Origin of the sequence: Rheinheimera mesophila, assembly GCF_000986865.1 — a bacterium.
Lineage (GTDB): Bacteria > Pseudomonadota > Gammaproteobacteria > Enterobacterales > Alteromonadaceae > Pararheinheimera > Pararheinheimera mesophila.
Genome location: NZ_LAVS01000012.1, coordinates 22,766 through 46,781, shown reverse-complemented (window position 1 = coordinate 46,781; position 24,016 = coordinate 22,766). Strand labels below are relative to the sequence as shown.

The window sequence follows — 24,016 nt, the reverse complement described above, 5'->3', positions numbered from 1 at the left end:
ATGAAAAAACACTCCGTTTGGACAGGGCTGTTGCTTGCCAGCAGCCTGCTGCTAACCAGTTGTGGCTTCCATTTGCGTGGTAGCTTGCCGCTGGAGCGTTATCCGGCAATTTTTGTTGATGCCAAAAAACATTCTGAACTGGCCAGCCTGTTGTCGGAACAGCTAAAAAGTAACGAAGTGAAACTACTGACAGAGTTGGATCCTAAAGCTCCGGCTCTGATGCTGCAGCAAGATAGCCTGGAGCGACGCACCTTGTCGCTGTTCCCTAATGGTCAGGTGGCTGAGTACGAGCTGATTTATCGGGTGAAGTATCAGTTACTGCTGCCGGAGCAGGATATTCAGGAGTTTCAGTTTGAACTGACCCGTGACTATCAGGACGACCCGAATCTGGCACTGGCCAAAGCTAAAGAGCTGGATTTGCTGTTGCAGGAACTGAGAAATCAGGCCGCCAGCCGCATTATCCGCCAGCTAAACCGGATCCGCTGATGCTAAAACTGTATAGCAATCAGCTTGCTGCACAGTTACAAAAAAGCCTGGCACCTGTTTATCTGGTGTTTGGTGAAGAACCCTTGCAAAAACAGGAAAGCCTGGATTTAATCCGGGCTGCAGCGAAGAAACAAGGCTTTGAAGAACGGCAAAGTTATAGCTGGGACAATAGTTTCAGTTGGAACGACTTCCTGATGGAACTGAATAACTTATCTTTGTTTTCGCCCCGCCGGCTCTTTGAGTTGGAACTACCGGCCAAGTTAGCAACAGGTGCTGGCGATTTATTGAAACAACTGCCCTCTTTGTTGCATCCCGATTTAGTTCTGGTAGTGCATGCCGCCAAAAATGCCAATGATTATGCCAAATCCGCCTGGTTTAAAACCTTAGCGGAACAAGCAGTGCAGGTGCAGTTTTATCCGCTGGATGATCAGCAATTTCAGCGCTGGTTACAACAACGTGCATCACAACTTAAACTGCATTTAACACCTGATGCCATTACCTTAATGCAGCATCACTGTGCCGGTAATTTACTCGCAGCAGCGCAGGAGCTGGAAAAGCTGGGTTTAAGTCTGGTCAGTGGCACTATAGATGCTGAACTTTTAGAACAACATTTGGCCGATCAGTCGCATTTTTCGGTGTTTCAGTTAGTGGATGCCTTGCTGTCCGGTCAGGGCAATGAGGCTTTGCACCGGCTTGATCGCTTATTACAGCAGGATACCGAGCCTGTGATTATTGCCTGGCAATTGCAAAAAGAGGTCACCACCTTGATGCAAATGCATCTGGCCCAGCAACAAGGCAAGCCGCTGGCCGATTTTTTCAAAAAAAATGCGATTTGGCCTAAACGTCAGCCGCTGTATCAAACTGCGGTGTCACGTTTGCCCGCTAAATGGCTCGGCTATGTGCAACAGGAATTAGCCGCTTTTGACCGGGCTTTTAAATCAGGTGCATTACATAATGCAGAACTGGCGCTGGCGCATTTAGTCAGTTTATTGGTCAGCCCTGTGTCTAAAGTATTTTCATTGCAGCAGCGTTATGCCGACTTCACGCCCTGATCGGGCTTTTGCCGTGTTCGGCGGCACTTTTGACCCTATCCATAATGCGCATTTAGCCTGTGCCCAGTACGTGTTAAGCCATTGCGCTGTGCGGGAAGTGCAACTGATGCCCTGCCACCTGCCAGCGCATCGCGCCAGCCCTGGCGTTAGCGCTGAGCACAGAGCCGCCATGGTGCAAATTGCTATTCAAGACATGCCGGGGTTGCAGCTACAGCCACTGGAATTAAATAAACACAGCCCTTCGTACACAGTGGATAGTTTGCGTTTACTGCGTGAACAGTATCCACGGGGCGGTTTGTTATTTGTGATGGGGATGGACTCACTGGCGTACTTTAAACAGTGGCATCAGTGGCAAAGTATTTTGCAACTGGCGCATCTGGTCGTTTGCCAAAGACCCGGCAGTTCAGCCACGCAGGGGGATTGCCCCGCCCTGCTGGAACAGTTTGGTACAAATTCTCTGCAAGACTTGCATTTGCTGGACGCAGGCAAAATTATGCTGCTGGATAATCCGCCGCAGGAGCTAAGTGCAACCCGGATCAGAACATTGTTAGAAAAAAACCAGCCGGACAACGAACTAAATCAGTTGCTGCCAGCCGAAGTGCTGCAGTATATAAAAACACAAAGGCTGTACAGCGGCATATAAGATCACAACAAAAAGTGTTAACATGTCGCGTTTTTAGACCCCGGAGTTAAAAGTGCAAGCACAAGAGTTATTAGCCTTCGTCCTCGACAAGCTGGACGACATGAAAGCCAAGGATATCGTCAGCCTGGATGTCAGAGAAAAATCCAATGTGACAGATTCGATGGTGATCTGCTCAGGCACCTCAAACCGTCATACCCGCTCTATCGCGGATCATCTGATCAAGGAAGCCAAAAAAGCTGGCATCACTGTGCTAGGTATTGAAGGCGAAGGGTCAGGTGAATGGGTATTGATTGATTTGGGTGAAGTGATTGCCCATGTGATGCAGGAAGAAAGCCGTAGTTTTTATCAGTTAGAGAAACTCTGGAGCGTTTAACGGCATGAAGTTAATGCTGATTGCAGTCGGCACCAAAATGCCTGAGTGGGTTACTACCGCCTATGAAGAATATGCCCGTCGTTTTCCGCGTGATTTACCACTGGAGCTGATAGAAATTCCGGCGGGTAAACGCGGTAAAAATGCCGACATTAAACGTATTCTCGAAGCTGAAGGCGAAAAAATGCTGGCGGCAATCCCAAAAGGCGCCCGCATTATTACGCTGGAAGTGGAAGGTGCCAACTGGAGCAGCCCGCAATTGGCGCAAAAACTGACGCAATGGCAAATGGACGGCCGTGATGTATGTTTATTGGTGGGTGGCCCTGAAGGGTTAGCGCCCGCCTGTATTGCTGCCAGTGAAGGCAAATGGTCGCTCTCTGCATTGACTATGCCCCACCCTATGGTGCGGGTCGTACTGGCAGAAAGTCTGTACCGGGCCTGGAGCATCAGCACCAACCACCCGTATCATCGCGAATAACAATGATGATGAAAGCATGCGCATCTACTCAGCATTGTACAGCCCAACGCCAGGTATTGCTGCCAATGCTTTTGCTTACTAGCGCTAACGTACTGATGTATGAGAGTATTTATGCTCGTTCACTGTTTTTGCAGCTAATCACGACTCACCATGATTAAGAAACGCCCATCGATTCAGGACCCCGCAGCCGAAAGCCAGATGTTTAATCAAAGGGCTTTGTTTGGTTTTGCTGTGGTACTGCTTTGTTTTTGTGTGGTGGTGTTTAATCAGTACAAATTACAGGTGGTGATGCACGAGCACTACATGACCCGTGCAGACGGTAACCGTATTAAGCTAATTCCTCAGCCGCCGAATCGTGGTTTAATTTACGATCGTAACGGTATTCTGCTCGCAGAAAACCGGCCCATTCACTCAGTGGAGTTGGTTCCGGAGCAAGTGAAAAATATTCCTGAAACCCTTGCTGAAATTGCCCGCCTGATAGAAATAACACCTGAGCGTCAGCAAGAGTTTTTAAAGGAAGTCAAATACCACAGACGTTTTGTCAGCATAGCGGTCAAGGAGCATCTGACAGAGCAGGAAGTGGCTATTATTGCGGTCAATCAGCATAGATTGCCCGGTGTGACTTTAGAAGCCCGTTTAACCCGACATTACCCTTTTGGCGAACTCTTCACTCATGCTTTGGGTTACATCGGCAAAATCAACGCGAAAGAACTGGCTAAGCTCGAAGAAGAAGGCGTCAGCGCAAACTACGCAGCCAGCCGTGATATAGGTAAAGTGGGTCTTGAACGTTTTTACGAAAGCCAGTTGCATGGTCAGGTCGGGTTTGAGCAGGTGGAGGTGAACAACAGAGGACGGGTGATCCGGATCCTGGACTCCAAACCAGCCACCTCAGGCGATGATTTGATTCTATCCATCGATATGAATCTGCAACAAAAAGCCAAGGAGTTGCTGGGGGATAACCGCGGCGCGGTCGTAGCCATGGACCCGCGCGATGGTGCTGTACTAGCGTTCTACAGTAACCCAAGCTATGACCCGAATTTATTTGTACATGGCATCAGTGGCAAAAACTACCGTGAACTATTGAATTCTCCCGATCGCCCTCTGGTCAACAGGGTGACCCAGGGAGTATACCCACCGGCTTCAACCATCAAACCTCATATGGCCGTATTGGGACTGGAAAACGGCACTGTCACAGAACAAACCCGTATTCCGGACCCTGGCTTTTATAAGCTGCCGAACTACAGCCGTGCTTATCGGGACCACGTAAAATGGGGGCATGGCTGGGTTGATGTTTATACCGCGATCACGAAAAGCTGCGATACCTACTTTTATGATTTAGCGGTAAAACTGGGGATCGACCGGATTTCTGACTATATGAAAAAATTTGGTTTTGGCTCGCGCACTGGCATAGATGTGATGGAAGAAAGCGCTGGCCTGATGCCATCGAAAGAATGGAAAAGAGCCAGACATAAACAAAGTTGGTTCCCAGGCGATACCGTTTCTTTAGGTATAGGACAAAGTTACTGGAGCGTAACCCCGATGCAATTGGCGTTATCCACCGCTATTCTGATTAATGACGGTCAAAAACCCACGCCTCATATGGGCCGTTATTTCCGTAGTCAGACCAAGGACACCAGTCTGATCGCCCCGCTACAAACAGCGATAGAAGTCAAAGATCATAACAACTGGCGTATCGCCAAAGAAGCGATGCGCCAGACCGTGATGGTGCAAGGAGGAACTGGTTTTAATGCCTTCAAAGGCATTAGCTATAGTGCAGGCGGAAAAACGGGGACAGCTCAGGTGATCAACATGGCTGCAAACCAGAAATATGATGCCAACGCCATTAAAGAAATCCATCGTGATAATGCCATGTTTATTGGCTATGCACCTGCGGAAAATCCAACTATTTTGCTGACAGTGACAGTAGAAAACGCTGGTGGTGGCGGTTCCAATGCAGCACCTATAGCCCGTAAAATGATGGATTATTATTTTACCCGGCAAAGCGCTGCGGGAGCACAACCATGACAGTACTGAAAGAGCCTGGCCACAAAGGAATTCTGGCGAAGTTGCATTTAGACGGCCCTTTACTGGCAGGGTTAGTGGTGTTGTGCTGCACTGGGTTATTTATACTCTACAGTGCCAGCGGCCAACATTGGGACATGATGGCCGCACATAGTACAAGGCTGCTTATTGCCTTCGGTGCCATGCTATTGCTGGCCCAGGTGAAACCTCAAACCTTTAGTTTTTGGGCTATCCCTTTATTTTTAGCCGGCACAGCGATGCTGGTGATGGTATTGGCATTTGGCCACATAGGCAAAGGAGCACAGCGCTGGCTGGATTTAGGTTTTATGAAATTTCAGCCATCTGAAGTAATGAAACTGGCCGTGCCTATGGCTGTAGCCTGGTATGTATCCTCTCACCCTTTGCCACTAAAATTTAAGCATCTGATAGTCGGCTTTGTTATGTGCGCTATTCCCACTGTGCTGATCCAGCAACAACCCGACTTAGGCACCTCCATTCTGATTTTTGTTGCCGGAGTTTTTGTGTTGTTTTTAGGTGGTATGAGCTGGCGCATCATCGCGGGTATCGCCATGATCATCCCCGTCGCGTCTTACACCATGTGGCTGTTTTTTATGCATGACTACCAAAAACGCCGGGTACTGACGTTTTTAAATCCGGAAAGCGACCCATTGGGTTCGGGTTATCATATTATTCAATCAAAAATTGCGATAGGTTCGGGCGGTTTTGAAGGCAAAGGTTGGATGCATGGCACTCAATCGCAATTGGAGTTTTTACCAGAGCGTCATACCGACTTCATCTTTTCTGTGTTCAGCGAAGAGTTAGGAATGATAGGAGTGCTGCTATTGTTAGCTTTGTATGCTTTTATCATTGCCCGGGGTTTGATCATCGCAAGTCGTGCTCAGGATAATTTCAGTAAGCTGCTCGCAGGCAGCATCACTCTGACCTTCTTTGTTTATGTATTCGTCAATATAGGTATGGTATCAGGGCTGTTGCCGGTCGTAGGTGTCCCTCTGCCTTTGATTAGCTATGGCGGGACATCCATGGTTACACTGATGGCTGGTTTTGGTATTCTAATGTCGATCAGCACCCATAAACGACTTTTAGCTCAGCAGTAGAACGAACTCATGATAAAAAAGATAAGCGCTTTATGCTGTACCCTGATGCTGGCCTCTTGTTCGCAAACACCAGACTCCACATCAGCACAGACTGAACCCAGTCGAAGCTGGGAAGAACCCAACAAAGGCCGCTACTCACAAGCCACCGACAGCCATCCCAGTCGTCTGCCGACCTTACTGGAAATGACGGACCCGGAACCCCGTGCTGAGGCGTTAAGCCGCGGTGGCAACAAGCCTTATAATATTTATGGGGTAGACTACTCACCCCGAACAGACCTGATGGAATACAAAGAGATAGGCATTGCCTCCTGGTACGGCCATAAGTTTCATGGGCATTTAACCTCCAATGGCGAAACCTACAACGTATTTGCCATGTCGGCGGCACATAAAACTTTACCTCTGCCCTCTTATGTCAGAGTAACTAATCTGGATAACGGAAAATCCGCCATAGTCAGAGTCAACGATCGGGGCCCTTTCCATCAGGACAGAGTGATCGACCTGTCTTATTCAGCCGCCTACAAAATTGGCATGATGGGCAAAGGTACAGCCCGGGTTCAGGTCGAACTGTTAGCCTCTCCCGCTATGCTGACTCAGGAGAGTTACGCCATGGGTCTGGGCAGCAGAAACAATCAGTTTGAAGAAACCACCCTAGCGTCCAATCCGGCTGGACCAAGGCCTGGTAGTGTTGCCGCTCCTGCGGCTTTGCCAGTCTCAGCAGTTCCGGCTGCCGTGGCTGCAGCATCAGCAGGATCAAAAGTAGCCGGCTGTTTTATTCAACTGGTGGCCAGTGGTAACAAAGAGAAACTTCAAAAGTTAGGCGCTGATTTACAACAACAGTGGTCGGTTTCAACACAAATTAATGATGGTAATGGAATTTTCCGCTTACTGGCGGGTCCAATGCCATCAGCGGCCGAGGCGAATAGCTGGCTGGAAAGATTTAAAAGTGCCGAGTATCCATCGGCTTATATCACAGATAAGAAAAGCTGTGGTTAATCCCCGGCTTATTTCGTTTACGAATGAACACAGCTCAACAACATAAGAAAGGTCTCATGAATACGTACTCCAGAATTTTTATTGCTTGCTCCTTTGGTGTTGCCAGTTTTTTAGCAGCCGGACAAACAGCCCCACTGACAGCGGCACAAATGACGCCGCAACCACCTGAAGTCAATGCGAAGGGTTATATTCTGATTGATTACCATACTGGTGCTGTGTTGGCCGAAGGTAATGCGGATGAGCCTCTGGCTCCAGCCAGTCTGACCAAAATGATGACCAGCTACATCATTGGTACTGAGATTAAAAACGGTACCATTAAACCATCCGATCCAGTGACAATCACGGAAAATGCCTGGGCCAAACAGTATTCAGACTCCTCAAAAATGTTTATTGAAGTGGGTGAAACCATCAGTGTCGAAGAATTAAACCGTGGCATTATTATTCAATCTGGTAACGATGCTTGTGTGGCCATGGCTGAACATATTGCCGGTACTGAAGGTGCTTTCGTCGAGCTGATGAACGCTCATGCCGTGCGTTTGGGTATGGACAATACTAATTTTGCTAACAGCCATGGTTTACCGGATGAGACTCAGCGCACAACGGCGCGTGATATGGCCAAACTCTCTGTTGCGTTAATTCGTGACACGCCGGAAGAGTACAAAATATATGCGGAAAAAGAGTATGTCTTTAATGGCATCAAACAATACAACCGCAACGGTTTGTTGTGGGATAAAAGTCTGAACGTGGATGGTATTAAAACAGGCCATACGTCTGAAGCAGGATACAGCCTGATCACCTCAGCCACTAAAGATGATATGCGGTTAATTTCTGTTGTCATGGGCACAGAAAGCGCCAAAATCCGCGAAGCAGAAAACAAAAAATTACTGACCTATGGCTTCCGCTTCTTTGAAACCTTCTCGCCTTACAAAGCCGGTGAAAAGTTTGCAGAACAACGTGTATGGCAAGGCACTAAAGAAATCATTACTTTAGGCGTATTGGCTGAAACCCCTATTACCTTGCAACGGAATCAACGTAAAGATTTAAAAGCCGACTTTAAATTGAATCAGGAGCTGATCGCCCCTATATCCAAGGGCCAGGTATTGGGCACTGTGTACCTGAAGTTAGGTGACAAAGACATCGCCGAATTTCCTTTAGTGGCACTGGAGGATATCGAGCAAGCAGGTTTATTCAGCCGCTTAGTCGATATGGTGAAGATGCGCTTCCAATAAGTATACCCTTCGTACTTGAAGCTGCAGCTTGGTTGACCGCGAGCTCTCGCCCCAGTCACATAGGACACTATGCCCTGGGGTTTGTTGCACTTGTCACCTCCCTGCAACTGCAATCACCTTGGGTATGGAAACATAGCCAGAGATAAAAACAGTCCCGGCAAGTCCGGGACTTTTTGTTAGAATAGAGCAAGATTATTTTTGTGAGCAGAACATCATGACAACTGAAGTAAAAGACACCCGCTTCGATGAATTTTTAGAGTTTCCATGCTCTGTTAACTTTAAAGTGTTAGGCGTTGCTGTGCCTGAACTGGTAGACCATATAATAGTTGTTCTACAACAACATGCTAAAGCCGACGACTACAATCCACAGGTACGGCCCAGCAGCAAAGGCAATTATCACTCTGTCAGTGTTGCTGTGACAGTGACCAGCAAAGAACACATGGAGCTGCTGTACACAGAACTTGGCCGTTTAGAACTGGTTCGTTATGTGATCTGACGAGTGGCACTGCCCTTTTTACTGACAGAGCAGGTATAATGCCGCCACTTTCAACTGAACCGGAGTTCGTTGTGGTTGATTCTCAAGGCTTAGTGATACGGGATTTAGGGCGTCAGCCTTATATTCAGGTATGGCAGGCCATGCAAAAATACACAGATGAGCGGACAGAACACAGTCCGGATGAGCTGTGGTTTGTTGAACATGACCCGGTTTTTACTCAGGGTCAGGCCGGTAAAGCAGAACATCTGCTGATGCCTGGTGATATCCCTGTAGTACAGGTCGATAGAGGCGGCCAGGTGACGTATCACGGCCCGGGCCAATTGGTGGCTTATGTATTGCTGGATATCAAAAGACGCAAGCTCGGGGTGCGTGAGCTGGTCACGTTAATTGAACAAGTGATTATTCAGGCTTTAGCCCCTTATGGCATTGCCGCTTATGCCAAAGCCGATGCGCCCGGTGTCTATGTGCAAGAACAAAAAGTCGCTTCGCTTGGATTGCGGGTGCGCAAAGGCTGTACCTTTCATGGTCTGGCTTTAAATGTGGATATGGATTTGTCACCTTTTTCCAGGATCAACCCATGTGGTTATGCCGGCATGCAGATGATCCAAACCAAAGATATTGCAGGTCCACAAAGTGTGGATGAAGCAAAACAGGCTTTGCAGTCACAATTTGTTGCCCTGCTGGCAGTCAGCCAGACTGAGCACAAAACAGGGTTAAGTGAGTAATATGACCATCAAAACAGCTCGTATGGAACCAGGCGTCAAATTACGTGATGCCGACAAAATGGCCCTGATCCCAGTCAAAGTGCTACCTACAGAACGTGATGAAATGTTACGTAAACCGGACTGGTTGAAAATCAAATTACCACGCAGTACTGACCGCATCGAACAAATCAAAGGGGCGATGCGTAAACACGGTTTGCATTCAGTCTGTGAAGAGGCCTCCTGCCCTAACCTGTCGGAATGCTTTAACCACGGTACGGCTACTTTTATGATCTTAGGCGCTATCTGCACCAGACGTTGCCCGTTTTGTGATGTAGCTCACGGTCGGCCTTTACCGCCAAATGCGGAAGAGCCGGAAAAACTGGCGCTGACGATCAAAGATATGGCGCTGAAATACGTAGTGATCACTTCAGTAGACCGTGATGATCTACGTGATGGCGGTGCCCAACATTTTGCCGACTGTATCAGCGCTATTCGTCGTGAAAGCCCGGCCATCAAAATTGAAGTACTGGTGCCGGATTTCCGTGGCCGTATGGACGCCGCGTTAGATATTCTGACACAAACTCCACCCGACGTGTTTAACCACAATCTGGAAACCGCGCCACGCTTATACAAACTGGCCCGTCCGGGTGCTGACTATAAATGGTCGCTCGAACTGCTGCGTCGCTATAAAGCAGCCCATCCTGAAGTCTCGACCAAATCAGGCCTGATGGTGGGTTTAGGTGAAACCACAGAAGAGATTATCGAGGTGATGCGTGACCTACGCGCCCACAATGTCGATATGCTGACCGTAGGCCAATACCTGCAACCCAGTAAACACCATTTGCCGGTTAAGCGGTACGTATCACCGGATGAGTTCGACGAAATAAAACGTATTGGTTATGAGTTAGGCTTTAAACACGTCGCTTCAGGCCCGTTCGTGCGGTCCAGCTATCATGCTGATCGCCAGGCGGCAGGTGAAGAAGTCAGTTAATATAACTCATTGTACGGGCAGTTAAATTTAACTGCCCGTTCTGTCTTTTCATTCCGAAAACAACTATGCTCAATGCAACGAACTGAAGGATTTGATATGGACAACAGACGTTTTAGCCGGGTGTTATTTTCTGGTCCGGTGCAACTGAAAAATACCGACAGATTATATACGGGTCAACTGCAGGACCTGTCGCTGAAAGGCGCCTTGCTACAACTGCAAGCTGCTTCTGAGTTAAAGCCTGGTCAAGAGTTCCAACTACAGTTTCAACTGAATGAGTCCGGTGTAGATGTTTTTATGGACGTGACCGTGGCTCATTTAAACGGCTCTTGTGTCGGTGTGCGTTGTGACAGGATAGACATAGATTCAGCCAGTCATTTACGTCGTTTGCTTGAGCTGAACTTAGGTGACGCTGATTTGTTAAGCCGTGAACTTACGGAGCTGTCGGAATAGTAACAGCCTTTCGTAGAGACTCTTGTGCATCCGGATATCCCTGCTTTGCGGCCTGTTCCATCAGTAACGCCCAGCTCCGCCAGTCTTGCTGCTGTCTTGCTAAATAAGCATAAAAATACTGCACCGGCATAATCAATTCGGGTCTGGTTAATACCTTCTGCATCAACTGAAAATACAAGTCCGGTACCTCTGCCTCATGGGAGCGCATAAAACTTAAAGCTCTGACCGGCGCATAAGCTTGTTTTCCAGCCTGGTTACAGCTATCGACCGGGTGTAACTGCACCTGATGCCGCTGCAGTTGCCAGTACTTCAGGTAAGACTCAAGTTGGCTTTTGTCAGTCAGCAGGTTGGGCCGGATCTTGTCACTATTGCATTCAGCTTGTGCAACCTGAGTCGTTAAACTGTATTCGTCGATAAAGCCAAGAATATGGGCAAATTCGTGCCGGAATACTTCAAATGAACTGCTTTGTGCAAGTTGCACTATGCCATTGTTGTAATTGGCGTTGCCTTCACCTGCAACCAGTAATAACTGACTAAAGCCTCCCTTAGCAACGAACGGCATCAGGACCTGATACTGACATTGAATGCGCTGCTTCACCTGGTGACTACATTGTAACTCTGTACTGTTCACTCTGATCTCAGGCAAAAAACACACAGACAAAGCTGACAATTGCGGATCCTGCTGCCACTGCTGCTGTAACAGTTGCAACTGACGACTACCTGCTCTGGACTGCACCACAGGTTGCAAAGTCAGACTACAGGACGCGTTGCTCCGCTGTGGGGGGGATTTTATCTGCTCTGTTACATGGTGCCAAAGGCCATATTCAGCAGCCAAATCGACTTCTGCTGCGTTTAGCGCTTGCTGTTGCTGTAAATACTGCTCCAAATAAGCTGCGGTCGCCAGAAAGCCATGCTGTTGCTGTTTTAACGCGATAAATGCGGCCAGCTCTGTTGTGATCCCGGCATCCAAGGCTTTTTGGTACCAGTTCAGTGCCGCACTAAAGTCAGCCTGTTGTTCGCGCTTTTTCGCAAGTCGAACTGCAGCAGCACCGTTACCTTGCAACGCTTGATCGATTAATTGCTGTTCAGGTAGCTGGTCTAATGTCGGTTTGCAGCCTGTTAAACAGCACAAAAGCAGCATTGTCAGCGTATATCTGAAGATAAAAAAGCCAGTAAACTGGCTTTTTTTATAGGGTCGCAGCGGGCTGTTACTGCACAGATTCTGCACTGGCATCTAAACCACGCAGTCTGTTCATCTCTATCCGGGCGTAACGGTGTTCAACAAACTCATACACATTAGTCGCCAACACTTTTTTGTAGTAATCCAGCGCCTTGCTCGGGTTTTGTTGCTCATGCCATTTGGCCAGATAAAAATAAACTTCGCATAAACGTTCAGCCAGTTGCTGTGGATCTGAATTCACATTTGCAGCCGTCTCCAGCAGTTTTTCCTCTGAAATTTTTCCCAGATAAAAAGCCACTATCGAACTTGCCCAATGCGTTTGATCCAGCTTACTCTGATTTTGAGCTAAACGCGTCTGAGCCTGAGCGATAGACAACTTAGCATCCGCAAAGTACAACCATAAAGAACGGTAAGGATCTTCAGGTTTGGCCTGGTGAAACAGTTCAAAGTCACCAACTGCCAAATCAGTTTTGCTGTCATACAGCAGGGCTATACCCCGGTTCAAGTAGGCATAGTCGTAATCTGGTGCCAGCTCTAAGGCGGCATCAAATGACTCGTAAGCTTCGGTGTAATTACCCACTAAGGTATGGTGAATACCAATAAAGTTATAGGCATCCGCCATATCAGGCTGTAAACGTAAAGCCCGCAGAAAATCAAAGCGTGCCAGAGAACGTAAGCCCACACTGTCGTACATCACACCACGGTCGTAAAATAACCGGGCGCGTTGTTCATCAGTGGTTTCAGCTTTGGTTAACAGCTCAGAAATACGCGCTATCGCAATTTCAGTGCGGTAGGAGACAGGCACTGACTCTGGTGTCAATGGATTCTCAACCAGCACAGCGGCTTCGTTTGATGGTTTCTGGGCGCAAGCGCCCAGAGCCAGCAGTGCTGCGAGCAGCACCGCTTTTTGGGTCAGGTTGGAAACCTTACTGAGCTTCAACAGCATCGGCAGACTCAACAGCAGCAGGTTTGTCCTGAGCTTCTTTAATGCTTAAACGCACGCGACCCTGCTTATCGACTTCCATTACTTTCACCGCCACTTTCTGACCTATAGCTAAATGATCAGCTACATTGCTCACACGCTCATCAGAAATCTGAGAAATGTGAACTAAACCATCTTTGCCTGGCAGCACGTTCACAAAAGCACCGAAGTCAACAATACGTACAACTTCGCCCTGATACACAGCACCCACTTCAATTTCCGCTGTGATAGCTTCAATCTTGTTGATGGCAATGTTGGCAGCTTGCGCATTAGTCGCCGCGATTTTCACTGTACCGTCATCTTCGATTTCGATAGTAGTACCAGATTCTTCAGTGATCTGACGAATGACAGCACCACCTTTACCAATCACATCACGGATTTTCTCCGGGTTGATTTTTAAGGTGTAAATACGTGGGGCATGTTCAGACAGCTCTTCACGGTGCGTGCTGATCGCCTGGTCCATCACATTCAGAATGTGAATACGGGCTGCTTTGGCTTGTTTCAGCGCGATCTGCATGATCTCTTTAGTGATGCCTTCAATTTTGATATCCATCTGCAGTGCAGTGATACCTTCAGTAGTACCGGCCACTTTAAAGTCCATGTCACCTAAGTGATCTTCATCACCTAAAATGTCCGACAGAACCACAAAATCGTCGCCTTCTTTTACCAGACCCATAGCGATACCGGCCACAGAAGCTTTGATAGGTACACCAGCATCCATCAGCGCCAGTGAAGAACCACAGACTGAAGCCATAGAGCTTGAACCGTTTGATTCAGTGATTTCAGACACCATACGTACTGTGTACGGGAAGTCATTAAAATCTGGCATTACTGCAGCAACACCACGTTTCGCTAACCGGCCGTGACCGATTTCACGACGCTTAGGCGAACCTACCATGCCCGTCTCACCGACTGAGAATGGAGGGAAGTTGTAGTGGAACAGGAAGTGGTCGGTTTTTTCGCTCAATAAATCGTCCACAGTTTGTGCATCACGGGCAGTACCTAAAGTACAGGTGACTAAGGCCTGAGTTTCACCACGGGTGAACAGGGCTGAACCGTGGGTACGTGGCAATAAACCTGTCATCACGCTTAACGCACGCACCATTTCATTGTCGCGGCCGTCGATACGTGGTTCGCCTTTGATGATACGGCTACGAACAATTTTACTTTCCAGGTTATGGAAAATTTCGTTCGCTTCAGTTTCGTCAAACGTTTCGCCTTCGGCTAATTCAGCTTTAATTTGGGCAAAGACGTCAGCTTTGATAGCGCCAATAGTTTCGTAACGTTTGGCTTTTTCAGTAATGCGATAGGCTTCGCCAACTGGAGCTGTCGCCAGAGCAGCAATTTTGTTGCTTAAGCTTTCGTTTTTAGCCGGAGCCACCCAGTTCCAGGCTGGCTTTGCAGCCACAGCGGCAAATTCATTGATGGCGTTGATCACAGTTTGCATCTGGTCGTGACCAAAGACTACTGCACCTAACATCACTTCTTCTGATAAAACACCAGCTTCAGATTCAACCATCAATACTGCATTGGCAGTACCAGCAACCACTAAATCCAGTTTGCTGTCTTTTAATTCAGCTTCAGATGGGTTTAACACGTACTGGTTGTTAACATAACCCACACGGGCCGCACCTAATGGACCACTGAACGGGATACCAGAGATAGCCAGTGCAGCAGAAGTACCAATGATAGAAATAATATCTGGCTGAATTTCAGGTTGTACTGAAACAACAGTAGCGATCACCTGAACTTCGTTGGTGAAGCCTTCAGGGAATAATGGGCGGATTGGACGGTCGATTAAACGTGAAATTAATGTCTCGCCTTCTGACGGACGGCCTTCACGCTTGAAGAAACCACCAGGGATGCGGCCTGCCGCGTAAGTTTTTTCCTGATAGTTTACAGTCAGAGGGAAAAAATCCTGACCAGGTTTAGGTTGTTTTTTACCTACCACTGTGACTAACACAGAGGTATCACCCATGCTGGCCAGAACAGCCGCGTCAGCTTGACGGGCGATAACGCCGGTTTCCAGAGTAATAGTGTGTTGGCCAAACTGGAATGATTTTACGATGGGGTTCACTGATTATTTCCTTTCTATTTTTCGCGTTTTTTCGCGGAGTCTTTTGGTCTGTTTTTCGCGGCACAGTATAGCCTGTAACACCGCTTAAAAGATAGCTGGCACCAGAGCTGAAGGGTATAAAATTTAAACATATCCGGGCGGTAAGAACATCATGCAGGCATTAAGTTGCATTGATATGAATTTTTTCTAAGTTTAAGAGAATAACAAAAAGGTCAGGAACCTTTTTTGCTCACATCATCCATGATGTTCACCTTTGGCAGCTAAAGCTGTGCAAAACGGCTATCCTGCTGTTTTGTGAACAACGCAGCAACTTTGGTCCGACAGGGCATTTTGCAGGACAGCAAAATGTAAAAAATCGTCTGGAGCGATTTTGAACATAGGAGCGAAGCGACGATGGCCCGACAGGGTGAGCGCCATGGATGGCGGCGAATAAAAAAGCCAGTCGGAGACTGGCTTTTTTCAGGCATAAGCTGCGAATTAACGACGCAGACCTAAACGCTCGATCAGAGTAGCGTAACGCTGAGCGTCTTTGCCTTTTAAGTAATCTAATAACTTACGACGTTGGCTAACCATGCGTAACAGGCCACGACGTGAGTGGTGGTCGTGCTTGTGGTCAGCAAAGTGTGGTTGTAACTTAGCAATAGTTGCAGTTAATAATGCAACTTGTACTTCTGGTGAACCGGTATCGCCTTGTTTAACTGCGAAATCAGCTAAGATTTGCGCTTTTTCTGCTGTAGTTAGTGACATAGAGCCTCCAATAGAGAGATGTGTTGTAGCCGGCCACTAATCCAGCCACAACGAAAATGAGCGCGCATTCTATGCGTTTTCACTCAAACAAACAAGCGTTAAATTTCGCTTTGCCATACACTGGTATTGAGCAAGCGGCGAACCGACAGCACACCAGAGTCTAACCCAGCCACGCCGATAAATTGTCCGGCCGAACCATATAATTTCACAGCCTCTGCCGAGGCTGAGCCAAAATCAGCCAATTCAGTATCATTTAGCTGCACCGTCTGGCCATGCACTAGACGTTTTTGCTGCACTTCATTCAGTTGCAACTCTGGTAAACCTGTTAAGGCTAAATCCATTGGCAACAACAGGGCATCTAAGCTAGCCCAATCCTGCTTGTCGTTAAAGGGCACCAGTTGTTCCTGTGTCAGCATCTGCGTTGCATCAAAAGGCCCGACCTGAATGCGGCGTAAAGCACTGACATAAGCGCCGCAACCCAAAGCTTCACCTAAATCGTCGATTAAGGTGCGGATATATGTGCCTTTGCTGCAATGCACCAGAAAGCTGGCGTATTCGCCGTCAAACTGCTGTAATTCAAAACGGAAGATAGTAATAGGCCTTGCTTCACGCGGTACTTCAATGCCCTGGCGGGCATATTTATAAAGCGGTTGCCCTTGATACTTTAAGGCCGAAAACATAGTCGGAATTTGCATCTGCGGACCACGGAACTGCTGCATTATCTGCTCCAGCATCCTTTGGTCAAAAGCCACAGGTTTACGGCTGATAACTTCACCCGCTGCATCGCTGGTGTCGGTGCGCAGACCAAAATGAGCTGTCACCAGGTAGGTTTTGTCTGTATCCAATAAAAACTGACAAAACTTGGTGGCTTCACCAAAACAAATCGGCAATAAACCACTGGCCAGCGGGTCTAAAGCACCGGTGTGGCCAGCCTTTTCAGCCTGATACAGCCAACGCACCCGCTGCAAAATACCATTGCTGGAAATGTCTAACGGCTTATCAAGCAACAGAATGCCGTGAACAGCACGACGTGCCATTACTCTTCCTCGTCCTTATCCACCTTCGCTTTACGCTCTGGTTCCTGACCTGCTTCAATACGACGCTTCTCATCGTCACGGCGAACCTGTTCCACCAGGTTGGCCATGCGGATGCCCTGATCCAACGACTGATCAAAGTAAAAACGTATCGTAGGTACAATTCTGGCCTGAATACGTTTGGCGATCAGACTGCGGATATAACCTACAGCATCATTTAAAATATCCAGGTTTGCTTTTACTTTTTCGGCTTCTAAACCTAAAAAAGTCACATAAATTTTGGCGTGTGATAAGTCACGCGACACATTCACGTCAGACACAGTAATCATGTTGTGTAAACGTGGGTCTTTGATTTCACGTTGTAAAATCACTGCGATTTCCTGCTGCATTTGCTGCGACAGACGGTCTACCCGGGAAAATTCTTTAGCCATAACTCTTTCCAACAGATGTGAGCAGAAAGAAACAGGGGCCTATGCCCCTGCCGATCTCTGTATCTATAATCTAAAAGCGTAGATGCTGGTTATAAAGTACGTTCAACCTGAACCACTTCAAACACTTCAATCTGGTCGCCTTCACGCACGTCGTTGTAGTTCTTCACGCCGATACCACACTCAAAACCGTTGCGTACTTCGGATACGTCATCTTTGAAGCGACGCAGGGATTCCAGCTCGCCTTCGAAAATAACCACGTTGTCACGCAGTACGCGAATTGGTGCGTTGCGCTTGATGATACCTTCGGTCACCATACAGCCGGCGATAGCACCAAACTTCGGAGAACGGAATACATCACGCACCTGAGCCAGACCTATGATCTGCTGTTTAAACTCAGGCGCTAACATACCTGTCATCGCTGCACGTACTTCGTCTAACAGTTCATAAATGATGCTGTAGTAACGTAAGTCCAGGTTCTCTTCTTCAATGATCTTACGTGCTGTGCCTTCGGCACGTACGTTGAAACCAATGATGATAGCTGAAGAAGCTGCGGCCAAAGTCGCATCAGTTTCAGTAATACCACCCACGCCACTACCGATGATTTTGATTTTCACTTCATCAGTCGACAGACGGCTTAAGGATTCACTGATGGCTTCAACAGAACCCTGAACGTCTGCTTTCAGCACTATGTTCAGTTCTGCCACATCGCCTTCTGACATGTTGGCAAACATGTTTTCCAGCTTAGATTTTTGCTGACGAGCCAGTTTAACGTCACGGAATTTACCCTGACGATATAAAGCGACTTCACGGGCTTTACGCTCGTCTTTTACCACAGTCACTTCATCACCAGCCTGAGGTACACCGGACAAACCTAAAATTTCGACCGGAATAGAAGGACCAGCAGTTTTGATCTCTTTACCGTTTTCGTCACGCATGGCCCGAACGCGGCCATATTCGAAACCACAAAGTACGATTTCACCTTGTTGCAGTGTACCTTCCTGAACCAGGATAGATGCGACAGGACCACGGCCTTTATCCAGACGGGATTCGATTACTACGCCTCGGGCCAGACCTTTTTTCACCGCTTTTAATTCAAGCAGTTCAGCCTGGTTCAGAATAGCTTCCAGCAGGTCGTCTATACCCATACCAGTTTTTGCAGAGATAGGCACGAACTGAGTATCACCGCCCCACTCTTCAGAAATAACGCCGTACTGAGATAATTCATTACGAACACGGTCCGGATCCGCATCTGGCTTATCCATTTTGTTGACCGCAACAACCAGTGGTACACCCGCAGCTTTCGCGTGCTGAATAGCTTCTTTGGTTTGTGGCATCACACCATCGTCCGCTGCAACCACCAGAACCACGATATCTGTCGCTTTTGCACCACGGGCACGCATAGACGTAAAGGCAGCGTGACCTGGTGTATCCAGGAACGTCACCATACCGCGCTCAGTCTCAACGTGGTACGCACCTATGTGCTGCGTAATACCACCGGCTTCGCCGGCTGCTACTTTGGCTTTACGGATGTAATCCAGTGTAGAGGTTTTACCATGGTCAACGTGACCCATCACAGTCACAACCGGCGCCCGAGGCTCTAACTCGCCCTGACCCTCGCGGTCAGACATCACCGCTTCTTCCAGCTCGTTTTCTTTGGTCAGAGTGAACTTGTGGCCCATCTCTTCACAGACAATAGCGGCTGTTTCCTGATCAATCACCTGGTTGATAGTCGCCATAGCGCCCATCTTCATCATGACCTTGATCACTTCCGATGCTTTCACCGCCATCTTCGATGCTAATTCAGCCACAGTGATGGTTTCACCAATCTTGACTTCACGCTCGACCGGCTGAGCTGGTTTGTTAAAACCATGCTGCATACTCGCAGGAGTTTTCTTTTTCTTGTGGCGATTGGCGCGGTTAAAGGCGTCTTTATCATCCACATCGTCTTTTTTCTTGGCTTTACCGGCAGGAGCTTTTTTCGCTGTACGACGACCACCACGTTCTTCACGGGCATCCACTTCGTCTTCAGCTTGCTTCGCATACACATTGCTGGTTAAGTGATAATCGGCTTCGTCCGCAGGTTTAGTTTCTTCTTTGGCCCAACGCTCAGCATTTTCTTCAGCCAGACGACGCGCAGCTTCGGCCTGTTGTTTGGCTTCCGCTTCTATTTTACGTAACAGTTCAGCTTCCTGTTGTGCTTTGATCCGCTCCGCTTCACGTTTGGCTTCTTCTTTTGCTGCCCGACGTGCTGCTTCTTCCGATCTATCTTTCATCAACTGAGCGTGTTTAGCTTCGTCACGCTTTTTCTGCTCTGCCGCTTTGCGCTCAGCTTCTTCTTTTGCTTTACGGTTGGCTTCTTCTTTGGCTTTTTGTTCTGCAGCTAAACGCTCTTGTTCACGTTTTGCAGCTTCGGCCGCCTGTTCAGCAGCAATACGCTCTTCTTCTGCAAGCTTGGCAGCTTCTTCGCCTGAAGGACGTTTAACAAAAGTCTTTTGCTTACGTACTTCCACCTGAATTTCACGGTTACGGCCAGCGCCACCCGCCACACTCAGCGTGGTTTTTTCTTTACGTACTAATGTCAGTTTGGACGGTTCAGCGGACTGACCGCCATGGGCCCGGCTTAAATGATCCAGAAGTGTCTTTTTCTCTTCTTCATTGACCATTTGGCCAGCTTGTTTCTTTATGCCTGCATCGGCAAACTGTTGGATTATACGATCAACAGTCGTATTGACGTCACTGGCCAGTTTTTCTATGGTTACATCTGCCATGTCAGTTTTTACCTCCGTTGACCCACTTATTTGTCTTCACTGAACCAAACAATATTACGGGCAGCCATAATCAGCTCTGCCGCTTTTTCTTCAGTCATTTTTTCGATTTCAATCAAATCATCTACCCCAAGCTCTGCCAGGTCATCAAGCGTGATGACGCCTTTGCTGGCCAACACGTAAGCTGTGTGGGTGCCAACACCAGGCAGATTAACTAATGCTTCACTCGGCGCTGAGCCTTCCAGTGATTCTTCGCTGGCCAGCGCACGTGTGGTTAATACGGCTTTGGCACGTTTACGTAACTCTTCGACTGTATCTTCGTCCAAGCCATCGATGGACAACAGTTCGCTAACCGGAACATAAGCAATCTCTTCTAAGGTAGAGAAACCTTCGTCCACTAACACGCCAGCAAAATCTTCGTCGATTTCAAGGGCGGTCATAAACAAGTCAAGCACCTTGGCATTTTCTTCCTGGTGTTTGGCTTTCATGGCCGACACTGTCATCACGTTGAGCTCCCAGCCGGTCAACTGACTGGCTAAACGCACGTTTTGACCTGCACGACCTATGGCCATCGCCAGATTGCTGTCTTCTACCGCAATATCCATCGAATGCTTGTCTTCATCAACAATGATGGACGCCACTTCGGCCGGAGACATGGCGTTGATCACAAACTGAGCCGGGTTGTCATCGTATAAAACGATGTCAACACGTTCACCTGTTAATTCACTGGACACAGCCTGCACACGAGAACCACGCATGCCGACGCACGCACCTACAGGGTCGATACGACGATCGTTAGTTTTCACTGCGATTTTGGCGCGTGAACCCGGATCGCGCGCGGCACCACGGATCTCAATCATTTCTTCGCCAATTTCCGGCACTTCGATGCGGAATAATTCAATCAGCATCTCAGGACGTGTACGGCTTAAAAATAGCTGAGCACCACGGGCTTCTGGTTTAACTTCGTATAACAAAGTGCGGATACGATCGCCCGGACGGAAAGTCTCACGTGGCAACATCTCTTCTTTCGCTAACATGGCTTCTGCATTGTTACCTAAATCGACGATGATGCTGTCACGGTTTACTTTTTTCACTACGCCTGTGACTAACTCACCGACCTGATCGACATAAGCTTCAACTACTTGTGAACGCTCTGCTTCACGTACTTTTTGTACTATGACCTGTTTCGCCATTTGTGTGGTGATCCGGTCAAAGGTAATGGATTCAATTTGTTCTTCCACATAATCACCCACCTTCAGATGCGGCTCTTCATATTGAGCGGCTGATAAAGTGATTTCGCGGTATGGATGTTCTTGTACCTGATCGTCCGGGATCACCAACCAGCGACGGAAGGTTTCATAAGCACCAGTTTTGCGATCAATAGCTACACGGACTTCGATGTCGCCTTCGTTTTTCTTTTTAGTGGCGGCCGCTAACGCGTACTCTAACGCCTGGAAAATTTTCTCGCGCGGTACTGACTTTTCATTCGAGACCGCATCTACTACTAATAAAATTTCTTTAGCCATATTATTTTGCCTCGCTTTGACCTGTGTATCAGAACACAGGCACTACGTTCGCTTTATCTACGTTATTCATCAGCAAACGGTAGAGTTTGCCATCCACTTCCACTACTAACATATCGTCTTCGATTTGTGTCAGCAGGCCTTTAAATTTGCGGCGTCCATCTTGAGGAATAGCCAGCTTTACTTCAATGATCTGACCAACAACTTTGGCAAAATGCGCTGGAGTAAAAAGTGGTCTGTCTAAACCAGGGGAAGACACTTCAAGGAAATATTCATTCGGAATAGGGTCTTCAACATCAAGCAACGCACTCACTTCACGGCTTACCGTGGCGCAATGATCCACCGTAATCCCATCCTGATGGTCAATATAAACCCGCAAAATAGAGTGACGTCCAGCACGAACGAACTCAATGCCGACCAGCTCAAAGCCTGCGGCTTCTACTGTTGGCGTTAACAGCTCAGTTAACTGCTGTTCTTGTTTAGTCAAAGAGACCTCCAGAAATAAAAAAAGGGCATAGAGCCCAGAATAGTAGTACAACCTTGTCGCCAGATATAAAAACGCCCCGAAATCTCGGGGCGACTTTAGGAGCTGACTGGGTTCTGATATCGCCAATCAAAACCCTGAATTCTGTAGGTTTAACAGCGAACTGTTTCACCTGGGCAAAGCCTCTGTCTGACAGAAGCATCTTACGGTTACAACTTTTCTGCTTAATGAAACTTGCGAAGTTTTATTTATCAGTAAAAGTTGGTTGCGGGAGCCGGATTTGAACCGACTACCTTCGCCCGGGGTTATAAAGAGGAGCCCGTGGGCTTTTTTCTTTATTTCCTTCGAACCTTGGCGAATTTGGTTGCGGGAGCCGGATTTGAACCGACGACCTTCGGGTTATGAGCCCGACGAGCTACCAGGCTGCTCCATCCCGCGTCCGTAAGCGACGCACATTATATAGTCCTGGTGTGACTATCGCAAGCATTGCTTGCCGTGCTTTTTGTATTGGTGCCGAGAGCGGGACTTGAACCCGCACGCCCGAAGGCACTACCACCTCAAGGTAGCGTGTATACCAATTTCACCATCTCGGCTAAAAATCAGAGGTGCAATCAGTTTCCTACAGGAATATCTGATGCTGGCTTTTTCTCTTCTGCTGCGTCAGCTGCTTTTGTTTCAACCGGAACAGATAAATCCTGCCATTCGTCTACCGCTTTCACGCGGTCTGTGCTCAGGTTACCCAGCAACAGACTTAAAGCGAAAAACAAAGTAGCTAACACTGTGGTGGTACGAGTTAAAAAGTTACCTGTACCTGAAGAGCCGAAAATAGTGGCTGAACCACCGGCACCAAAAGAGGCGCCCATATCAGCACCTTTACCATGCTGGATTAACACCAGAACGATCAGCGCTAATGCAACCAACAGATACAATACAATAAACAGTTCGTACATTATGAATCCTTTGCCATTGTGCAAATCGCAGAAAAATCTGCCACTTTTAAACTGGCGCCACCAATTAGGGCACCGTCTATGTCCGCCTCTGCAAACAAGGCTTCACAATTAGCGGCAGTGACACTACCACCATAAATAATTCTTAACTCATTGGCAGCCTGAGCATCGTACTGCGCCAGATGCTGGCGGATAAACTGATGCACTTGCTGAGCTTGTTCTGGTGTCGCGGTGCGACCTGTGCCTATAGCCCAAATCGGTTCGTAACTTACCACAGAATGCGCCAGTAAATGAGGCTGCGCAGCATACACCGCATCCAATTGCCGTGCAAGAACCTGCAAAGTTTTTTCTTCTTCTCTTTGCACCAGCGACTCGCCTACACAAAGTATAGGGGTCAGACCTGAATCTATCGCCACTTTTACTTTCTGACTGATCACAGCATCCTGTTCACCGTACAAAGTACGACGTTCTGAATGACCAACGATCACATAAGACGCAGCAGCGGCACGTAGCATATCTGCAGAGATTTCACCGGTAAAGGCCCCTGCCAACTGTTCGCTCACATTCTGAGCACCCAACAAATAATTCGGATGTTTTGGAAAGTGAGGCAGAAGAATTACCGGAGGACAGATCAAAATATCAGGCAGAGGTTGTGTTAACACAGACAAGGCGGCTGACATCTGTTGAACCAGATCGAAGCTGCCATTCATTTTCCAGTTAGCGACCACTAACGGCTTGCGTTGTCTCATGTTATTGCCTCTGAATTAAAACGGGCGAGATAGTAACTAACCTCGCCCGCTCAAACAAGACTTGATGG

At 48.0% G+C, this 24,016-nt stretch carries 24 protein-coding genes and 2 tRNA genes; 13 read left to right on the top strand and 13 right to left on the bottom strand.

The window, feature by feature from the left end:
• The 13 genes from SD53_RS06795 (at window position 1) to SD53_RS06735 (ending at window position 11,029) form a co-directional block, all read left to right on the top strand.
• The gene (locus SD53_RS06795) at window positions 1-486 is read left to right on the top strand and encodes an LPS-assembly lipoprotein LptE (RefSeq protein ID WP_046519482.1); all 486 of its coding nucleotides are present in this window, start codon (window positions 1-3) and stop codon (window positions 484-486) included.
• A complete protein-coding gene (holA, locus tag SD53_RS06790; RefSeq protein ID WP_046519481.1) occupies window positions 486-1,538 on the top strand; it encodes a DNA polymerase III subunit delta in 1,053 nt (350 codons plus the stop codon). Before SD53_RS06795 ends, holA begins: the two co-directional genes overlap by 1 nt.
• The gene (gene nadD, locus SD53_RS06785; protein WP_046519480.1) at window positions 1,519-2,181 is read left to right on the top strand and encodes a nicotinate-nucleotide adenylyltransferase; all 663 of its coding nucleotides are present in this window, start codon (window positions 1,519-1,521) and stop codon (window positions 2,179-2,181) included. The genes holA and nadD overlap by 20 nt, the downstream gene beginning before the upstream one ends.
• Window positions 2,182-2,233: 52 nt before the next feature.
• Window positions 2,234-2,554 carry a ribosome silencing factor gene (gene rsfS, locus SD53_RS06780; protein WP_046519479.1) on the top strand — a complete coding sequence of 107 codons (321 nt, stop codon included), beginning with the start codon at window positions 2,234-2,236 and terminating at the stop codon, window positions 2,552-2,554.
• Window positions 2,555-2,558: 4 nt separating this feature from the next.
• Window positions 2,559-3,029 (top strand): 23S rRNA (pseudouridine(1915)-N(3))-methyltransferase RlmH, encoded by a 471-nt coding sequence (gene rlmH / locus SD53_RS06775; RefSeq protein ID WP_046519478.1) that lies wholly within the window; start codon window positions 2,559-2,561, stop codon window positions 3,027-3,029.
• Between the two features lie 150 nt (window positions 3,030-3,179).
• A complete protein-coding gene (mrdA, locus tag SD53_RS06770; protein WP_046519477.1) occupies window positions 3,180-5,054 on the top strand; it encodes a penicillin-binding protein 2 in 1,875 nt (624 codons plus the stop codon).
• Window positions 5,051-6,166, top strand: coding sequence for a rod shape-determining protein RodA (gene rodA, locus SD53_RS06765; RefSeq protein ID WP_046519476.1), 1,116 nt, complete (start codon window positions 5,051-5,053; stop codon window positions 6,164-6,166). Before mrdA ends, rodA begins: the two co-directional genes overlap by 4 nt.
• A gap of 9 nt (window positions 6,167-6,175) precedes the next feature.
• On the top strand, window positions 6,176-7,159 hold the full coding sequence (locus SD53_RS18935; protein ID WP_046519475.1) for a septal ring lytic transglycosylase RlpA family protein: 984 nt from the start codon (window positions 6,176-6,178) through the stop codon (window positions 7,157-7,159).
• A gap of 149 nt (window positions 7,160-7,308) precedes the next feature.
• On the top strand, window positions 7,309-8,388 hold the full coding sequence (locus tag SD53_RS06755; protein ID WP_241481763.1) for a D-alanyl-D-alanine carboxypeptidase family protein: 1,080 nt from the start codon (window positions 7,309-7,311) through the stop codon (window positions 8,386-8,388).
• A 214-nt stretch (window positions 8,389-8,602) separates the two neighbouring features.
• Complete coding sequence (gene ybeD, locus SD53_RS06750; RefSeq protein WP_046519474.1) at window positions 8,603-8,884, top strand: DUF493 family protein YbeD; 282 nt, start codon at window positions 8,603-8,605, stop codon at window positions 8,882-8,884.
• 38 nt (window positions 8,885-8,922) lie between these two features.
• A complete protein-coding gene (lipB, locus tag SD53_RS06745) occupies window positions 8,923-9,609 on the top strand; it encodes a lipoyl(octanoyl) transferase LipB (RefSeq protein WP_046519473.1) in 687 nt (228 codons plus the stop codon).
• Between the two features lies 1 nt (window position 9,610).
• Complete coding sequence (gene lipA / locus SD53_RS06740; RefSeq protein WP_046519472.1) at window positions 9,611-10,579, top strand: lipoyl synthase; 969 nt, start codon at window positions 9,611-9,613, stop codon at window positions 10,577-10,579.
• A 96-nt stretch (window positions 10,580-10,675) separates the two neighbouring features.
• Entirely contained in the window at window positions 10,676-11,029 is a 354-nt protein-coding gene (locus tag SD53_RS06735) for a PilZ domain-containing protein (protein WP_046519471.1), read from the top strand.
• On the opposite strand, the gene SD53_RS06730 is transcribed toward SD53_RS06735, so the two are convergent.
• From SD53_RS06730 to tpiA, 13 genes are all read right to left on the bottom strand, one after another.
• A complete protein-coding gene (locus SD53_RS06730; RefSeq protein WP_125060966.1) occupies window positions 11,010-12,170 on the bottom strand; it encodes a hypothetical protein in 1,161 nt (386 codons plus the stop codon). The two genes, SD53_RS06735 and SD53_RS06730, sit on opposite strands and share 20 nt — an antisense overlap.
• A gap of 67 nt (window positions 12,171-12,237) precedes the next feature.
• Window positions 12,238-13,155, bottom strand: coding sequence for a lipoprotein NlpI (gene nlpI, locus SD53_RS06725; protein WP_046519469.1), 918 nt, complete (start codon window positions 13,153-13,155; stop codon window positions 12,238-12,240).
• Window positions 13,136-15,268 (bottom strand): polyribonucleotide nucleotidyltransferase, encoded by a 2,133-nt coding sequence (pnp, locus tag SD53_RS06720; RefSeq protein ID WP_046519468.1) that lies wholly within the window; start codon window positions 15,266-15,268, stop codon window positions 13,136-13,138. Before pnp ends, nlpI begins: the two co-directional genes overlap by 20 nt.
• Before the next feature lie 477 nt (window positions 15,269-15,745).
• On the bottom strand, window positions 15,746-16,015 hold the full coding sequence (gene rpsO, locus SD53_RS06715) for a 30S ribosomal protein S15 (RefSeq protein ID WP_046519467.1): 270 nt from the start codon (window positions 16,013-16,015) through the stop codon (window positions 15,746-15,748).
• Between the two features lie 98 nt (window positions 16,016-16,113).
• The gene (gene truB, locus SD53_RS06710) at window positions 16,114-17,052 is read right to left on the bottom strand and encodes a tRNA pseudouridine(55) synthase TruB (RefSeq protein ID WP_046519466.1); all 939 of its coding nucleotides are present in this window, start codon (window positions 17,050-17,052) and stop codon (window positions 16,114-16,116) included.
• Window positions 17,052-17,480, bottom strand: coding sequence for a 30S ribosome-binding factor RbfA (gene rbfA / locus SD53_RS06705; protein ID WP_046519465.1), 429 nt, complete (start codon window positions 17,478-17,480; stop codon window positions 17,052-17,054). The genes truB and rbfA overlap by 1 nt, the downstream gene beginning before the upstream one ends.
• A gap of 89 nt (window positions 17,481-17,569) precedes the next feature.
• Entirely contained in the window at window positions 17,570-20,248 is a 2,679-nt protein-coding gene (gene infB, locus SD53_RS06700) for a translation initiation factor IF-2 (RefSeq protein WP_046519464.1), read from the bottom strand.
• A gap of 26 nt (window positions 20,249-20,274) precedes the next feature.
• On the bottom strand, window positions 20,275-21,771 hold the full coding sequence (gene nusA, locus SD53_RS06695; protein WP_046519463.1) for a transcription termination factor NusA: 1,497 nt from the start codon (window positions 21,769-21,771) through the stop codon (window positions 20,275-20,277).
• Between the two features lie 28 nt (window positions 21,772-21,799).
• Window positions 21,800-22,255: a ribosome maturation factor RimP gene (rimP, locus tag SD53_RS06690; RefSeq protein ID WP_046519462.1), complete on the bottom strand. Its 456-nt coding sequence runs from the start codon at window positions 22,253-22,255 to the stop codon at window positions 21,800-21,802.
• 358 nt (window positions 22,256-22,613) lie between these two features.
• Window positions 22,614-22,690 (bottom strand) — tRNA-Met (locus tag SD53_RS06680).
• 70 nt (window positions 22,691-22,760) lie between these two features.
• Window positions 22,761-22,845, bottom strand: a tRNA-Leu gene (locus SD53_RS06675).
• A gap of 18 nt (window positions 22,846-22,863) precedes the next feature.
• Window positions 22,864-23,202 carry a preprotein translocase subunit SecG gene (gene secG / locus SD53_RS06670; RefSeq protein WP_046519460.1) on the bottom strand — a complete coding sequence of 113 codons (339 nt, stop codon included), beginning with the start codon at window positions 23,200-23,202 and terminating at the stop codon, window positions 22,864-22,866.
• A complete protein-coding gene (gene tpiA / locus SD53_RS06665) occupies window positions 23,202-23,948 on the bottom strand; it encodes a triose-phosphate isomerase (RefSeq protein WP_046519459.1) in 747 nt (248 codons plus the stop codon). The genes secG and tpiA overlap by 1 nt, the downstream gene beginning before the upstream one ends.
• Window positions 23,949-24,016: the final 68 nt, after the last annotated feature.